Here is a 16,105-nt window from a genome sequence, read left to right as displayed (position 1 = left end):
CAGTTGGTTCCATGCTTGTTCCCTATATCTGAATGTAATGTCTCGCGCGGGCGTAATCGACGATATTTTTGAGTTACTTCAATCGATTCGCAGAATCGGCATCTTGAGACAGTGCTGACGTGAAAAAAGGTTTTGGCTCGCTTTAAACGTGGGCCTTCCATCACGCCCAGATTTTTGCGACAACAACGAATACGATAGCCTTTCGGCATTTGAACAAGTATTCCCGGACCTTCAATTCCCACGTGCAGGTAGCGTTATAGTTGCTATCGCCCCGCGACCATCCTCTCTGTTTTTCAGGACGAGAGTGCCCTCTTGAGCCTCAATGATGCTTCGTGAGAGTGCGAGACCAATGCCTGCTCCACCTGGTTTCGTCGTAAAGAACGGCACGAATAAATTTCCGCTTGATGGAAGGCCATGCCCACTATCAATCACGTCGATGGCCACACGACCATCCCGCATCTCCCACCTTAAACAGACTCTTGCCTTTCCTCCAGAATCAATTGCATTGCGGAGAAGATTAATCAGAACTTGCGTGACTTGAACTGGGTCACATTGAGCCCTCGCTTCGCTTCTCGACCCTATCTCTACAAGATCCTCGCCGATGAGTCGCGTTACATCGTCACAGAGCTTATTAATGCTCACAGCTTCGGACTTAGGGGGTGGTAACCGCGCCAATTGCGCATAACCAGCAATGAAGTTTTGGAGGCCACTGCTCCTTTGGCCGATGACATCAAATGCGTGACGCATATCCGTGAATAATTCCTCTTCCATCTGCTCCCCTGGTCTAGGAATAATTTGACGCAATGTGTCAGCCATTGAGCCAATTGGAGCTAAAGAATTATTAATTTCGTGGCTCACGACGCGTAACAGCTTACGAAACGCCTGCGCCTCTTCCTCGCGCAATGCTTGCTCAATGGGCTGCAACACCAATAGACGCCCGACTTTACTGCGTCTACGAAGCAAGGTATGGCTAACCTGCAGGCGTATTTGCTTACCTTGCGATGTGTTACACCACACACTGCCTGTTGTGAGGTTGAATAAATGCTCAATACCAAGCTCTGATGCACTGAGGCCCAAATGATTACTGGCGCCCAGGAGCTTTTCCCCTGCGGGGTTAATCATGACAAGACGATCTTCATGCTCAAAAACCAGCACGGCACCATCAAGAGACGCGAGAGTTTTGCTTAAAAGATGCAGGTGCTCTTGTTGACTTCTCTGCTCATCTTGCAGACGAGAGGCGAGCTCGTTTAAATGCCCGAGAACTCGGCGCAACTCATCATCATGCTTCAGAGCACTCGCTCTTACAGAATAATCTCCCTCCACTAGAGTCTTTAGAAGGCCATCAATGGTTCTCAATCCGTTATGACGGCGGTCCCCAGTGCACCTAACCGCAATGGATGTAAGCAGAATGACTAGAAGAAAGAGAATTGTTGCCGCCCCCAATGAAGGGGCCTTTGCCAGGAGCACCAGCAAAAGTGCAGATATCCCAGGGAGAGCAATAAGCCATCCCCAGCGGAAATTTTGATCAATCCTCAGCGTCATCTTTTCGCAATGAATATTTGCCCAGCCGTCTATAAAGTGCTTGCCGAGTGATGCCAAGCTCGTCTGCAGAGCGCTGCAAGTTCCATCTGTGACGCTCGAGGGAGCGCTTCATGACAATCTTCTCTGCCTGCTCTAGTGTTACTTCACCGAGGTCTGAATCCTCCGGAACAACTGCTTGCTGAAGCCGCAAGTCGAACGCGCTCAACGTGCTGCCACTCGCAAACAATGCAGCTCGCTCCATAACGTGGGCCAATTCCCGCACATTACCGGGCCATGCATAGTTGCACAACACCCGCTGAGCGTCCGAGTCTAATTCTGGTACTGTCCTTCGATATCTCTTGCATGCTCCTGCAAGGTAGTGCCGCGCGAGCGGTAGGATATCGTCACGCCTTTCTCGCAATGGAGGAATGGTTATTTGAAAAGTGTTTAGCCTATAAAGCAGATCTTGGCGGAAACGACCGGAGGACACCATCGCATCGAGATTTGCATTTGTTGCAGTAATGATTCGAACATCGACTTTTTGAGTTTTAGAGGACCCTACTCGTTCAAATTCACCATCTTCGATCGCCCTCAAGAGCTTCGGCTGCTGCTCAAACGGTAAGTTTGCTATTTCGTCCAAAAACAATGTGCCTTCATCGGCCAACTCAAAACGACCGACCCGCTCTTGGCGCGCATCGGTGTAGGCCCCTTTCGAGTGCCCAAAGAGTTCCGTTTCTAGTAAATTTGGCGCGAGGCTCCCGATATCAACCTTAACAAAGGGCTGGCTTCGTCTAGCAGACCAATGATGAACTAGTTGCGCCAGCAAGCTTTTTCCTGTCCCATTTTCCCCTAAAAGCAGGATAGCGGCATCGCTATCGACTACTCGCCTCAAATCGTCAACTGCCCTTTGCATTGTCGAAGATCTGGCAATGAAACCGAACTCCCCTTCTGAGAGCAGAAGAGCATTCGCCGCACTCATTTTCTTCGCTTCTCGTTGGCTGCGAGTAAGGTCTAGATTCCCCTTTAAGACGGACAAGACTCTCGCGTTCTGCCAAGGCTTTTCTATGAAATCTACCGCTCCACAACGCATGGCCTCGACCGCAAGATCTATGCTCGCCCATGCAGTCATCGCAATGACAGGCAACCCTGGCCAGTGCTCATTCAGTTGCTTTATTAGCTCTAATCCTTCGCTTCCAGACGTTGTATCTATGCTGAAATTCATATCAGCAAGCACAGCTTCGATGCTCTCTGTTTGGAGGCGCGCAATTGCTTCCTGAGGCGAAGCCGCGCCAATAGGAATATAGCCCGCCGCCTTTAAGAGAAGCCGCAGCGCATCACGCACATCCGACTGATCGTCGACGACAAGAATTCGCTGTGGATTGCTTGTGGGACGGGAACTATGCATGTCAGTCTTGAAAGCTATTGTGATGTTCGATGGGAAGAAAGTAGTGTGTCATTCGACGCGCAGAGCTTCCATCGGGTGAACCTTCGAAGCGCGCCAAGCTGGAATCAACGTAGCAACGATTCCGGCCATCAACAGTACAAATGTCACCGACATAATTGCAGTTACATCAGCTGCACTAATCTGGTATAGGAAGCGTTCCGCCAGCCGTGACAGCGCTAAAGCAACGATCAACCCAATTACCAGGCCTAGTGCCAATTGCGCGAGACTTTCCCTCAGTACGGCCTGAAGAAGCTTTGCAGGCGTCGCTCCAAGAGCTGCTCGAACGCCAAACTCATGCGTTCGACTCGCAACCGCAACCGACATGACCGCATATAGACCGACAGCAGCCAGCAACAATGCTAGTGTGGAAAAAACTCCAACAATTAGAAGATTAAGTCGCTGCCCTTGTGTGGTACTTGCAACAATAGCAGTCATTGTTCCAATCGAAGAAATTGGTTGATCTGGGGATGCTTGTCGAATGAGCCCTGGAAGTCGCTGCATTAGCTGTGCTTCTGTCCCTGGATGAACACTGACCGCATAACTCAAAGGACGAAAATCTCGAAGAAGAGTCCATATTCCGCTTGGAACTTGACCAAGTGGCACATACACAATCGGCGGTGCGGGCTCCGCAGGACCGAACTGCTTGACGTCCCCGACAATGCCTACAACGCGCATTGGCAATGGACCGGATTCAGTCATGAGGTTAATGACTTGGTCCAGCCCCTTCCCAGCCAGAAGGTCGTTTGAAAGAGAGGCGCTGATGATGCATACCGGGGTTGAATCAACGCGATCTATTTTTTCATCGAAGTCTCGCCCTGATAGCAACGGGATGCCAAATATTGCACGAACGTTCTGGGACACCGGACGATACTGGGTACTGGCACCAGATCCATTTGAGAACTGCATATACATGTTGAGCTGTGAACCTGTTGGCAGGTTCGTTGAGGCTCCTGCCATTTGAACTTCAGGCTGATTTTGAAGCAGATCCACTATTTTGCCGGTTTGCTGTGCAACGGCATCAATATCGCGCACTCGCTCCCGCAGCGGAGAGAGATCAAATGTCACGATAGATTGACTCTGAAACCCCATAGGCACTTGAGAAAGTTTTTGCAAACTACGTGCAAATAGAGACGCGCCCAAGAGAAGTATTGTTGCTACTGCAATTTGAACAACGATCAGCGCACGCGCCAACACTTTCGACCCCCGCCCCAAACCACTCTTGGCGCCACTCCCCAGCTCCGCGAGCGCTTCCTTTCGACGACTACGGAGTATTGCAATTGTGGCTCCAAGAAGCGCCGCAGCCACGCCGGAGACGAGACTAAAAATTACCGTGCCGGAACCTATTTTTAGGGGCTGTCCGCGGACCCATTCGATTGGGATCCATTTTCCAAGAATCGGAACCGCAAGCCACGCCATTGCAAGTCCAATAATCGCTCCGCAAAGGCCAATCAGAACCGCCTCTGCAACCGCAGGCGAGACCAGACGCCCTGGAGAGGCACCCAGCGCCGCTCTAATCGCTGTGTCGTGATCGCGCGAAATTGTGCGTAACAACATTAAGTTTGCCAAGTTGACAGCGGCGATGGCCAAAACGCACAAAGCCGCGGCCAAAAACATCCAAAGAATATTATTTGACCGGCTGGAAAAAATGCTCTTTCCAATCGGCAACGCACCAAATGTCAATTTGGAAAGAGATTTTGCAGCTTCGTCGGAGGACATCTGCGTCCGCATGACCGACCGAAGCGCTGCATCTATTTGTGCGCTCGCAGCATCCCGACTCACGCCCTGCTTGAGTCTAGCAACGATGAACTGGTTTGTTGCTGTTGAAGTACTTGTAAGGTCAGGCTGAAGAGATAAGAGAAGATCGAAACGATCTGGCCACGCAAAATTTTTCGGCAGCACGCCAATAATTGGTACTGGCTTACCTTCAACCTGAATTGAGCGACTCAAAATCCCAGGATCCGCGCCAAAGCTACGTTGCCAAAGGTCATAACTCAGGAGAGCCGATTGCGGCCCGTTGACCGCATCTTCCTGTTCGCTGAAGTTTCTGCCAAAGACGGGTTGCAACCCCAAGGTCTGAAGAAAACCCTTATCGGCATAGGCGCCTGGAACAACAGAAGCTGTGTCGTTAAGAGCTATATTTACATTACGTATTGCTGTCTGGATCGTTCCAACTGATTCAAACTGATCCATGCGCTTAGTCGCAGCGTAAAATCCTGGCGCTCCAACATTCGTCTGGGCGGCAGATCCCGGCTCTCCCGTTTGTAACCCTACCGTTACAAGCCGATCTGCGCCAATGAATGGCAATGGCCGAAAAAGCGCCTGATCCAATAGCGCAAACACCAAACATGTAGTGGCCACGCCTAGCGCTAATGTCAAGCTTGCGACCAAAAGGTAGTCCGGACGGCGCAACAAGCCTCGCCACGCTTGCTTAAGTTCAGCGAGCCATGTCAGCCCATTGATACCCATTAGTTGATCTCCGCGAGGATTCTCATCGGAATGTCCTTTTCATGGCGAAGTCGCTCGAAGGTATCTTCATCCACAATTCGACCATCCAGCATGTACACGACTCTGCTTGCTCGACGTGAAAAGGTGACGTCATGCGTGACCATACAGATCGTCGCCCCGCTCTTGTGGAGTTCTTCAAGCAGCTGCATCACGGCTTCGCCATTGTGACTATCGAGATTTCCTGTTGGCTCATCTGCAAGCAGTATCTTTGGGTTAACTACCAATGCCCTTGCAACAGCCACACGCTGTTGCTGTCCACCAGATAGCTGTGAAGGGTAATGTCGATGCCGATGATTCATACCGACAACTTCGAGAACTTCTTCGACCTTTCGCTTAGCTTCCAGTCGTGAATAGCCATTTCTGTAGGTCAGTGGAAGCGCTACGTTCTCTTCGACCGTTAGGTCGGAAATGAGATTAAATGCCTGAAATATGAAACCAATCTGTGTATTTCTAATAGCCGCCCTTGCTCTATTGTCGAGCGACGCAACATCTTTCCCATCCAGCTTATAAATCCCACTACTTGGCGTATCCAACAGGCCAAGAATCGACAAAAGCGTCGACTTGCCACAACCGGAAGGACCGGTGATTGCCACAAATTCCCCCTGATCTATCTCAAGGAAGACCTCAGAGAGCGCATGAGTTTCGATGTCTTCCGTTTGGAAGACCTTCCCAAGTGCATCGAGGTTAATTACGGGCTTGCCAGCTAACTTTTCCATCTTTCCTCCAGTCAGCGAATTTGTAAGGAATCTTCGTCTTTCCAGCGACTAGTATCCGAAAGGACCACTTGGTCTCCAGCATTCACGCCGGAGCGAATTTCGATGCGATCGCTTGATGCGACGCCATAACTTACTCGTGCCCTTCGGGCAATATGATCTCCTTGTCTAAGTACAAACAAGGTAGACGTCGTCAACGGAGCTGCCAACGAGGGCTTCTCAATACTCACGACGTTGCGCAGATTGCCCAGCAATATGCGCCCTTCAACGGCGAGATCAGGCCGTGCCGCGGAAGGCGGCTCGCCATCGAAGACAATGTCCACGGCAACACTTCCGTTCCTAACCGCCGGATCAATTCTGCTCACTTTCCCTGGAACGCTTGCCACTCGGAGGTCTATTGTGGCCGGGAGGTTTAGTGCCAAGTCTTTGGCCAATATTTCCGGGACTTGCACCCGTGCAATCAATGCATCTGGTTTAGCAACACGTGCAAGCTTCGCGCCTATTTCGACTTGCTGCCCAGGCTCAACATCAATCTGCTGCAATATTCCATTTATGCCTGCTTTAACTTGTAGGCTTTCAATCTGTTGCTTGACGATTTGCAGCGCACCTGCGGCCTGATCCCGTCGAGCTATAGCAGCATTGAGCTGTGCGTTCATATTTTCTTTTGCTGCAACTACTCGTTGTGCTTGCAGGTCAGCTTTTTGTCGGTTCTGTTGCTCTGTAATTTCAATTTTTTTCAATTCGATCCCAGGAATTGCACCCCCCTCATATGCGCGCTTGTATGCGGCAGCCTGTATCGCCGCCGATTTCCAGTCGGATTCTGCGCCGACGCGTATAGCCTCTTGGTCCAATACTTGGGACTTCATCGAAGCACGAGTAGCAAGCACTTCGGATTCCGCCCCGGATAGAGCGGCTTGAGCACGCTCTAATGAGGTCTGGATCTCGGGGTTTGTAAGCACGAGGACAGTTGTGTCCTCAGTCACTGTCGCTCCCGGTTCAACCACAATTCTTTCTACCCTTGAAGGCACATTCGCAACGATCCAACGTATGTCCTTCGGAACGAGTACACCACTCGCTCGTATCTCGCGTTTCATATCCCCTTTTACTGCAGTATCGATCCAAAGCTCGCTCCGTTGAATGCTTGGTGATGCCTTTCCCAACCCCCAGAAGCCGACAGCCATGAGCACAATTGCCACCAACACGGCGACTATGAGCGAGCGGGGTCGACGCAACTTTGATGGCACCCAACTCGGCCACTTTCCAGCACTCTTGTTCTTGAGAACGTCCATGGCCATATGTCAGCATGAGCCGTGCCAAGAATAATATTCAATTAAATCAATAGGATATATTTCGTGCGGATCTCAAATTGTCCGATTTCGGACACTTCTCCAAAGCATAACGTCCGGATTTGAGTTGGCCTTGAAGTGCGTATTGCGCACTTACACCGGGTCAAATTGCTACTCGCCAGATATCCCGCTTGTCCACTTGCCCTATTGAGAAGGCGGGAGTATCCATGAGTAGACGTCACTTACATGGAGACCAGTAGCGCTATCGCGGTATTTCCCGTCAAAAGCGCAGGCCCGACTAGCCCGTGGCGCACCAGTAGCGGGAAGCCCTCACCGAGGGGATCCTTGGAATCTTCCAGTCCGAGTGGGGCCGGCACACGTTGGAAATGCTGCGCGAACCGCTGGAGACCGGAACGATGCACATCGCGCGTGCGGCACGGCGAACGGAATATCCCGCGCGCTTCCAGCTGGTCGCCGCGATGAATCCTTGCCCGTGTGGCTGGGCAGGCGACATCAGCGGTCGCTGCAATTGCAATGTGGAGATGATCCAGCGCTATCGCGGCCGCATTTCCGGGCCGATCCTCGACCGCATCGATCTCCATGTCCACGTGCAGCGCCTCCCGGCCGCCGAATTGCGTCCCGATGCAGCGCGCGGTGAATGCAGCAGCCACGTGCGCGAACGCGTCACCGCCGCGCGGAATCGCCAGCTCAGCCGTGCCGGCACCATCAACAGCCGCCTGCAACCACGCGAACTGGCACGCGATTGCCGACTCGAAGCGCAGGATCAACTCCTGCTGGAAACCGCGGTCGAGCGCCTGCAATTGTCGGCCCGCGCGATGCACCGCATCCTGCGCGTCGCCCGCACGATTGCCGATCTCGATCCCGACCTCGACGACGGCAGCGACATCGCCACCGCGCATCTCGGCGAGGCGCTGGGTTATCGGCCGGCCACGCCGTACGCCTGATCGCCGCGTGCCAGCGCGGCGCAATACGCTATTGCTAGGATGAATGCATCATCCGGCGGAACGGACGCGCGTTTGGAACAGCTGCACCACATCGACAATCGTTTGCTTGGCTACGCCGTTCTGGTGCTGGCCGGAATCGGTTCGTCATTGCTGGCGCGGCGTTTCGGCGCACCGTTGCTGCTGGTGTTCCTGATCCTCGGCTTGCTGCTGGGCGTCGATGGCCCCGGCGGCATCCGCTACGACGACACCGGATTCACCTACCAGATCGGCGCGCTGGCGCTGTGCCTGATCCTGTTCGATGGCGGCCTGCAGACACGCGCGTCGCAGGTGCGAGGGGCGATCAAGCCAGCATTGGTGCTGTCCACCGTCGGCGTGCTGATCACCGCGTCGCTGACCGCGGTCGCCGCGCACTGGCTGCTGGCTCTCGGCACCTTGCAGTCACTTTTGCTCGGCACCGTGCTCGCCTCGACCGACGCCGCCGCGGTGTTCTTCCTGATTCGCGCGCGCGGCCTGCACTTGGAACGACGCGCCGGCAGCACGCTGGAAATCGAATCCGGCGCCAACGATCCGATGGCCGTGTTCCTGACCGTCGCGCTGGCCGGTTGGGTCGCCGGCAACGGCCAAGGCAGCGTGTTCGTGATCATCCTGCAGGTGATCTGGGCGATGGGCTGCGGCGCGTTGATGGGCTACGGCGGCGGCCGCCTGATCGTGGCCGCGCTCAACCGCTACGACTTCCCGTCGGGCCTGCATCCATGGCTGGCGATGGCCGGCGCGGTGACGCTGTTCGCGCTCACCAACCTGATCGGTGGCAGCGGTTATCTGGCGGTGTACGCGGCTGGCGTGATCGTGGCGAATCGCCCGGTGCGCGCCCGCCATGAAGTGATGTCGGTGCAGGACGCCGCGACCTGGTTCGCGCAATTGCTGATGTTCCTGCTGCTCGGATTGCTGGCTACGCCACACGCGCTGTTGCAGGTGTTGTGGCCAGCACTCGGCGTCGCCGCGTTCCTGATGCTGGTCGCACGCCCGGTGACCACGCTGGTATGCCTGCTGCCATTCCGCTATCGCTGGGGCGAGATCGGCTTCATCGCCTGGGTCGGGCTGCGCGGCGCGGTCAGCATCTTCCTGGCATCGATTCCCTTGCTGGCGCAACTGCCCGATGCGTGGCTGTACTTCAATGTCGCATTCGTCGTGGTCCTCGCCTCGTTGATCGTGCAAGGCTGGACGCTGGAGCGCGCCGCGCACGCATTCGGCGTCGCGGTGCCGCGCAACGATCCCGACACCCGCCGCGTCCACCTCGACCTGCCCGGCCAGCTTGAATACGAATTGCTCGGCTATCGCGTCGCGCCCGGCGCGCGCGCCCTCGCGACCGAAACCTGGCCACTCGACGTGCGGGTGGCGATGGTGGTGCGCGATGGTCGCATCGTGCAGGGCAATGAGGCCGGCGACCTGCGCCCGGGTGACTACGCCTACATGCTGGCGCCGACCACGTCGGCGCGGCGGCTCGACTGGTACTTCGTCGCCCGCGGCGCCGATTCCGCGAACTCGCCGCAGCCCGGTTTCGGCGAATTCCTGTTCGGCGGCGACGCCCCGCTGGGCGATATCGCCGAGTTCTATGGCCTGAATCTGCCGAAACGATTCGCGAAACACACCGCAGCACTCTTGTTCGACGAACGCTTCGACGAACAGCCGCAACCCGGCGATCAACTGTCCATCGGCAATGCCATCCTCACCGTCCACCGCCTGCACGACGATCGCGTCGCGCAAGTGGGCTTGCGACTGGTGCCGTTGAGTGAGCGCTTGTTGGGAGGATCGCAGTAACAGCGATCGCTGTTGCGCGATTGCCTCAGGCTTGCAGCTGCCCCACTGGCAGCGCTGGTGGGCCGGCGTCTGCGCCCAGCATCGAGCGCCAGGCACTGGTCGCGGCAGCCGCCATCACCGGTGCAAGCACGGTCATCATCACCAACTGGACCACCAGCATCTGCATCACCTGTCCGGCAACAATGCCGACGATCGCGCCGACGATGCCGGCCAGCAGGGCGATGCCGATCAGCATGATGATGAGCAGCACGATCAACACCAGCATCGCCGGCAAGTTGCGCAGGCTGGCGCGCCAGCTGGCACGCAATGCGGTGAACACGTCCTTGCCACCAAGCATGATTCCGGGAACGGCGATGAAGGTCACGAAGAACATCGCGAACCCGATCAATATCGCGCACAGCATCCACAACAGAACCCCACCGGCGGGCAATGCAGCCAGCAACGCAGGATCCGGTTGCGCTCCCGGTGGGGCATCGCGCATCTTTTCGAATACCTCCATCATCGTGCGGACGTTGTCGTATCCGATCAGCACGAAGGCGAGCCCGGCGATCAACACCGCGGCAACGAATTGCGGCAACAGCGTGGCGAGCAACGACGGCACTTTCCCTTGCCTTGCCGGCTCGGAGTAAGCGGCAACGCCAACATGACGCCCTTCGGCGACTTCACGCGCGGCCCAGACCAGCCCCGCCGTCAATACCGGCGCGGCAAGGAACCACAGCGTCTGCACCACGAATGCGGCCTGCGGCAGCAACATCACGACGCCCGCCATCAATGCCGCGAGCACGCCGTACACCAACCCCATCGCCCCGAACCCGGTCGGCGATGCCTTCAGCGTTGCGAAGCCATCGATCAGCCATTGCGCGCCGGCGGAGGCGGGCACCTTGCGAATCTCGTTCGAGGCCGGCTTGCGAATTTCGTCCATCGTCATCAGGTTCCGTGATTGCGTGCGTGCTGGATGAATCGGCGGAGCACCTTGCGGGCCACCGGTGCGGCGCCGATGTTACGCGACATTGTGTGGGGATCATGCCCTTCCGCGCGCAAGGCGTCGGCGCGGGCGCGCACGTAGCCGTGCATGCGCGCGGCGCTGAATTCGGGATGGAACTGCAGGCCCCAGGTCGCGCGGCCCCAACGGAAGGCCTGGCAACCATCGAGCTCGGACGTCGCCAGCCGCACGCCGCCATCGGGCATCCGCAACACGCTCTGCAGATGCGTCACCTGAGCGCGGAAGGTATCGGGCAGGCCATGGAACAGCGGATCGCCGGCGGTGTTTTCCAACCGCACATCCACCGTGCCCATCTCGCGGCCACGTGGGTTGTCACCGGCTTCGCCGCCCAATGCGTGCGCCAGCAACTGGTGGCCGTAGCAGATCCCGAGGATCGGCGCACCCGCTTCCGCGGCATCGCGCAACCATTCGGCACTGCGCTCGCTCCAGTCGCGACGCTCGGTCACCATCGCCGGCGACCCCGACACCAGCACGCCGGAGTAGTCGCGATGTTGCGGCAACGCTTCGCCAGCCTCGACGTCCACTACATCCGCTTGCGCGCGCTCCAAGCCGGCGGCGACGCGGATCCAGTGCGCGAATCCGCCGTGGCGGCGCTGGCTGGCCACCGGCTGGCCGGTCTGGAGGATGAGGAAGCGTGGCGGCATCGATGCACCTTGGCGGGCGGGCACGCCATCTATACTAATGAACTCGTGAATTTACGGCCTTCCCGATGCCTGCCGCGCGCGTTTCCATCACCTTCCAGCAACTCATCCAGCGCCTCAACGCCTACTGGGGCGATCTTGGCTGCGTGCTGATCCAGCCGCTCGATCTGGAAGTCGGTGCCGGCACGTTCCATCCCGCCACCTTCCTGCGCGCGCTCGGCCCCGAGCCGTGGAATGCCGCCTACGTGCAGCCTTGCCGCCGTCCCACCGATGGCCGTTATGGCGAGAACCCCAATCGCCTGCAGCGTTACTACCAATACCAGGTGGTGATGAAGCCGTCGCCGGACAACATCGTCGAGCTGTATTTCGAGTCGCTGAAGGCGCTCGGTGTCGATCCGCTGGTGCATGACTTGCGACTGGTCGAGGACAACTGGGAATCGCCGACGCTGGGCGCGTGGGGGCTGGGTTGGGAAGTGTGGTTGAACGGCATGGAAGTCACCCAGTTCACCTGGTTCCAGCAGGCCGGCGGTCTCGAATGCCGGCCGGTACTGGGCGAGATCACCTATGGCCTCGAACGGCTGTGCATGTATCTGCAGAACGTCGACAACGTGTTCGACCTGGTGTGGACCTACGGTCCCGATGGCACAGCGGTCACCTATCGCGACGTCTACCACCAGAACGAAGTCGAACAGAGCACCTACAACTTCGAATACGCCGACGTCACCGAACTGTTCCATCGCTTCGATGCCTGCGAAGCGGAAGCGATGAAACTGGTCGAAGTCGGCTTGCCATTGCCCGCCTACGAGCAGGTGATGAAGGCCAGCCACAGTTTCAACCTGCTCGACGCCCGTCGCGCCATCAGCGTCACCGAACGGCAGCGCTACATCCTGCGCGTGCGCAAGTTGTCGCAGGCCGTCGCCGAAGCGTATTTCGCCCAGCGCGAGAAACTCGGATTCCCCGGACTGAAGAAACAAGCAAAGGAGGCCGCATGATCCTGATCGGCATGTACGACTCGCCGTATGTGCGGCGCGTCGCCATCAGTCTGTCATTGCTCGGCATGACGTTCGAGCATCGCGACTGGTCGGTGGGCAAGGATGCCGCGAAGATCCGCGAATTCCATCCTCAGGGCCGCGTGCCGGTCCTGGTACTGGACGACGACGAAGCACTGACGGAATCAGCGCTGATCATCGACTGGCTTGATCGCCTGCCCGGCCATGAACATCAGTTGTTGCCGGCCAACGATCCGCAGCGCCGCGATGCGCTGAAGCTGATCGCACTCGCCGTCGGCGCACTCGACAAGGGCATTATGCTGGTCTACGAACGCATCTTCCGTCCGGTCGAATTGCATCACGCACCTTGGCTGAAGCGTTGTCGCGCGCAAAGCGAAGCATCGCTGGCGGAACTCGAGCGCATCTGCCGCGAACGTGCCGATCGCGAGTGGCTGGTTGGCGATGCGATCTCGCAGGCTGACATCATGCTCGCCTGCGCCGCCACCTATCTCCGTGATGCCGTGCCGATCGATCTTGCCGCATTCCCGGCGTTGCAGGCACGCGTCGATGGTTACGAAGCATTGCCGACATTCAAGCAGTTCTACGTTCCCTTCGACGCCCCGACGCCGAACTGAATCCGCTCGACAGAAACACTCCGCAAGGTCCAAACCATGAGTCAACAACTTCCGCTCTTGATCGAACTCGGCACCGACGAATTGCCGGTCAAGGCGCTGCCCGGCCTTGCACAGGCGTTTTTCGATGGCGTGACCAAGGGGTTGGAAGCGCGCGGCATCGCCTGCGAACGCGGCGACGCCAAGCCGCTGTACACGCCACGCCGACTCGCGGTGCTGCTGCCCGCGGTCGCCACCGAGCAGCCGGAGCAAGCGAGCGAAGTGCTCGGCCCGTATCTCAACATCGCGCTCGACGCGGACGGTCAGCCGACCAAGGCACTGCAAGGGTTCGCTGCCAAGGCCGGCATCGAGTGGACGCAACTCGAACGCACCAGCGACAACAAGGGTGAACGCTTCGTCCATCGCTCGAAGCGCACCGGTGCACGCACCGCCGACCTGCTGCCGGAGATCGTACGCGAGGCCATCGCCGCGATGCCGATCCCCAAGCCGATGCGCTGGGGCGATCACGACTACGCCTTCGCGCGACCGGTGCACTGGCTGGTGCTGCTGTTCGGCAACGACGTGGTCGATTGCGAACTGATGGGCACCAAGTCGGGCCGGATGTCGCGCGGCCATCGTTTCCTGCACGACAAGCCGGTGTGGATCAATGCGGTGAACGATTACGTCGCTGCGCTGCGCGATGCGAATGTGCTGGTCGATCCCGACGAACGCCGCGAACGCATCCGCAGCGAAGCACAACAGGCCGCGAAGACGGTCGGCGGCCACGCCCGCATCTCCGACGATTTGCTGGAAGAAGTGAACGGTCTGGTGGAATGGCCGGTCGCTGTCGCCTGCCAGTTCGAGCGCGACTTCCTCACCGTGCCGCACGAAGCGCTGATCTCGACGATGGAGACCAACCAGAAGTTCTTCGCGGTGCTCGATGGTGCGCAGCAGTTGAGCGAACACTTCATCGGCATCGCCAACATTCCCTCGAAGGACGTGGTGGAAGTGCGCAAGGGTTACGAACGCGTGATCCGCCCGCGCTTCGCCGATGCCAAGTTCTTCTTCGACGAGGATTTGAAGCAGGGTCTGGTGGCGATGGGCGATGGCCTCAAGACCGTCACCTATCAGGCCAAACTCGGCAGCGTCGCCGACAAGGTGCAACGCGTTGCCGCATTGGCGGAAACGATCGCGCAGGACGTCGGCGCCGATCCGGTGCAGGCGAAGCGTGCCGGGGAATTGTCGAAGAATGACCTGCAATCGCGCATGGTCAACGAATTCCCGGAACTGCAGGGCATTGCCGGACGTCATTACGCGCAGGCTGCTGGTGAATCATCGGACATCGCGCTGGCGATCGACGAGGCGTATCAACCGCGCTTCGCCGGCGATGACATCGCGCTGTCGCAAACAGGCAAGGTGCTGGCGATCGCCGAACGCCTTGACACGCTGGCGGGCGGATTCGCGGCGGGGTTGAAGCCAACCGGCAACAAGGATCCGTTCGCGCTGCGACGCAATGCGCTGGGACTGGCGCGCACGATCATCGAGAGCGGATTTGATCTCGATCTCGCCCATCTGCTCGCCACCGCCAATGCGGGGCTCGCGGCGAAGAACGTGCAGGCCGACGTCAACGAGCTCTACGACTTCATCCTCGATCGCCTCAAGGGTTACTACGCCGACAAGTCCGTGCCGGCAACGCACTTCAACGCCGTGGCCGGCAAGCGCCCGCATTCGCTGTACGACTTCGACCGCCGCATCGATGCCATCGGCGAATTCGCGCGATTGCCGGAAGCCGAAGCGCTCGCCGCCGCCAACAAGCGCATTCGCAACATCCTGCGCAAGGCCGAGGGCGAGATTCCCGCCGAGGTCGATCCGTCGCTGCTGAAGGAACCGGCCGAGCTCGAACTGGCCGAAGCCGTGGCCGCGACCGACGGCGAACTGCACGTCAGCGGCCACGATCCCCACGACTACGTCGCCGCCCTGACCCGGCTGGCGCGACTGCGCCCACAGGTCGACCAGTTCTTCGACCAGGTCATGGTCAACGCCGACGACCCGGCCATCCGCCGCAACCGCCTGGCCCTGCTCGGCCAGCTCGACCGCCTGCTCGGCGGGATCGTCCAGCTGGAGGCGCTGGCTTGACGGTTTCTTGACTGCAATCACACTATGCTACGATCCGCACAAACGGGAGCGGAGGGGGTCGTGTGATGAAGCGTCAGGTTCTTTTGATCGCGGGGACAGCATTGGCGTTGTCCGGCGTCGCCGTGGCCCAGCAGAAGGGTTACTACGAGAAATTGCGTTACCGTCAGGACGATCCATTCGTGTTCTGCACGCAGGCTGCGTCGATCCAGCACAACGAGATCCAGTCGCCGCAGTGCTGGGTGCCCCTGCCGCCGTATACCGGGGCATGGACGCCGACCTTCCTCTGCCGGCCGGAGAACTATTACGGCGTGCGCAACTGGCAACAGGCCGATTACGACTCGCTCAACCAATATTTGTCGGTATGCCCACAAGCGCGCACCAGTGGATCCTGGACGTCGCGCAATGGCCAAGGTCGCGCCGAAGACACGGATTCAAAAGGCAACAACAGTCACTGATCGATCATTGACCACAGC

The 16,105-nt window shown here is 58.0% G+C and carries 12 protein-coding genes and 1 pseudogene; 6 read left to right on the top strand and 7 right to left on the bottom strand.

What is annotated here, in order from left to right; all coding sequences use genetic code 11:
- Window positions 1–231 precede the first annotated feature (231 nt).
- From Lysil_RS02465 to Lysil_RS02445, 5 genes are read right to left on the bottom strand one after another with little or no spacing between them, the layout of a single operon-like run.
- Window positions 232–1,542 (bottom strand): sensor histidine kinase, encoded by a 1,311-nt coding sequence (locus tag Lysil_RS02465; protein ID WP_103073983.1) that lies wholly within the window; start codon window positions 1,540–1,542, stop codon window positions 232–234.
- Complete coding sequence (locus Lysil_RS02460; protein ID WP_103073982.1) at window positions 1,526–2,926, bottom strand: sigma-54-dependent transcriptional regulator; 1,401 nt, start codon at window positions 2,924–2,926, stop codon at window positions 1,526–1,528. Before Lysil_RS02460 ends, Lysil_RS02465 begins: the two co-directional genes overlap by 17 nt.
- Before the next feature lie 48 nt (window positions 2,927–2,974).
- Window positions 2,975–5,431 (bottom strand): ABC transporter permease, encoded by a 2,457-nt coding sequence (locus Lysil_RS02455; protein ID WP_103073981.1) that lies wholly within the window; start codon window positions 5,429–5,431, stop codon window positions 2,975–2,977.
- Window positions 5,431–6,186, bottom strand: coding sequence for an ABC transporter ATP-binding protein (locus tag Lysil_RS02450; RefSeq protein WP_103073980.1), 756 nt, complete (start codon window positions 6,184–6,186; stop codon window positions 5,431–5,433). Before Lysil_RS02450 ends, Lysil_RS02455 begins: the two co-directional genes overlap by 1 nt.
- Window positions 6,187–6,197: 11 nt before the next feature.
- Window positions 6,198–7,472 (bottom strand): efflux RND transporter periplasmic adaptor subunit, encoded by a 1,275-nt coding sequence (locus Lysil_RS02445; RefSeq protein ID WP_165782355.1) that lies wholly within the window; start codon window positions 7,470–7,472, stop codon window positions 6,198–6,200.
- A 359-nt stretch (window positions 7,473–7,831) separates the two neighbouring features.
- On the opposite strand from Lysil_RS02445, the pseudogene Lysil_RS02440 reads away from it, so the two are divergent.
- Window positions 7,832–8,434, top strand: a pseudogene (locus tag Lysil_RS02440) (ATP-binding protein); the annotation flags it as partial.
- A gap of 39 nt (window positions 8,435–8,473) precedes the next feature.
- Complete coding sequence (locus Lysil_RS02435; protein WP_103073977.1) at window positions 8,474–10,252, top strand: potassium/proton antiporter; 1,779 nt, start codon at window positions 8,474–8,476, stop codon at window positions 10,250–10,252.
- A 25-nt stretch (window positions 10,253–10,277) separates the two neighbouring features.
- On the opposite strand, the gene Lysil_RS02430 is transcribed toward Lysil_RS02435, so the two are convergent.
- Window positions 10,278–11,174 carry a BPSS1780 family membrane protein gene (locus Lysil_RS02430; RefSeq protein ID WP_129588338.1) on the bottom strand — a complete coding sequence of 299 codons (897 nt, stop codon included), beginning with the start codon at window positions 11,172–11,174 and terminating at the stop codon, window positions 10,278–10,280.
- 5 nt (window positions 11,175–11,179) lie between these two features.
- Window positions 11,180–11,899 (bottom strand): glutamine amidotransferase, encoded by a 720-nt coding sequence (locus Lysil_RS02425; RefSeq protein WP_103073975.1) that lies wholly within the window; start codon window positions 11,897–11,899, stop codon window positions 11,180–11,182.
- Window positions 11,900–11,964: 65 nt separating this feature from the next.
- Here Lysil_RS02425 and glyQ point away from each other — a divergent pair, with 65 nt between their 5' ends.
- The 4 genes from glyQ to Lysil_RS02405 all read left to right on the top strand — a co-directional run bounded on the left by glyQ (window position 11,965) and on the right by Lysil_RS02405 (window position 16,087).
- Window positions 11,965–12,888, top strand: coding sequence for a glycine--tRNA ligase subunit alpha (glyQ, locus tag Lysil_RS02420; RefSeq protein ID WP_103073974.1), 924 nt, complete (start codon window positions 11,965–11,967; stop codon window positions 12,886–12,888).
- Window positions 12,885–13,520: a glutathione S-transferase family protein gene (locus Lysil_RS02415; protein ID WP_103073973.1), complete on the top strand. Its 636-nt coding sequence runs from the start codon at window positions 12,885–12,887 to the stop codon at window positions 13,518–13,520. The genes glyQ and Lysil_RS02415 overlap by 4 nt, the downstream gene beginning before the upstream one ends.
- Before the next feature lie 36 nt (window positions 13,521–13,556).
- A complete protein-coding gene (gene glyS, locus Lysil_RS02410) occupies window positions 13,557–15,632 on the top strand; it encodes a glycine--tRNA ligase subunit beta (RefSeq protein WP_103073972.1) in 2,076 nt (691 codons plus the stop codon).
- A 65-nt stretch (window positions 15,633–15,697) separates the two neighbouring features.
- Window positions 15,698–16,087: a hypothetical protein gene (locus Lysil_RS02405; RefSeq protein WP_103073971.1), complete on the top strand. Its 390-nt coding sequence runs from the start codon at window positions 15,698–15,700 to the stop codon at window positions 16,085–16,087.
- The last annotated feature ends 18 nt before the right edge of the window (window positions 16,088–16,105 follow it).

The organism is Solilutibacter silvestris, from assembly GCF_002895945.1.
In the GTDB taxonomy this organism is placed as follows: domain Bacteria; phylum Pseudomonadota; class Gammaproteobacteria; order Xanthomonadales; family Xanthomonadaceae; genus Solilutibacter; species Solilutibacter silvestris.
The sequence above is the reverse complement of the archived record's forward strand: the minus strand, read 5'-3'. Positions and strand labels throughout refer to the sequence as shown.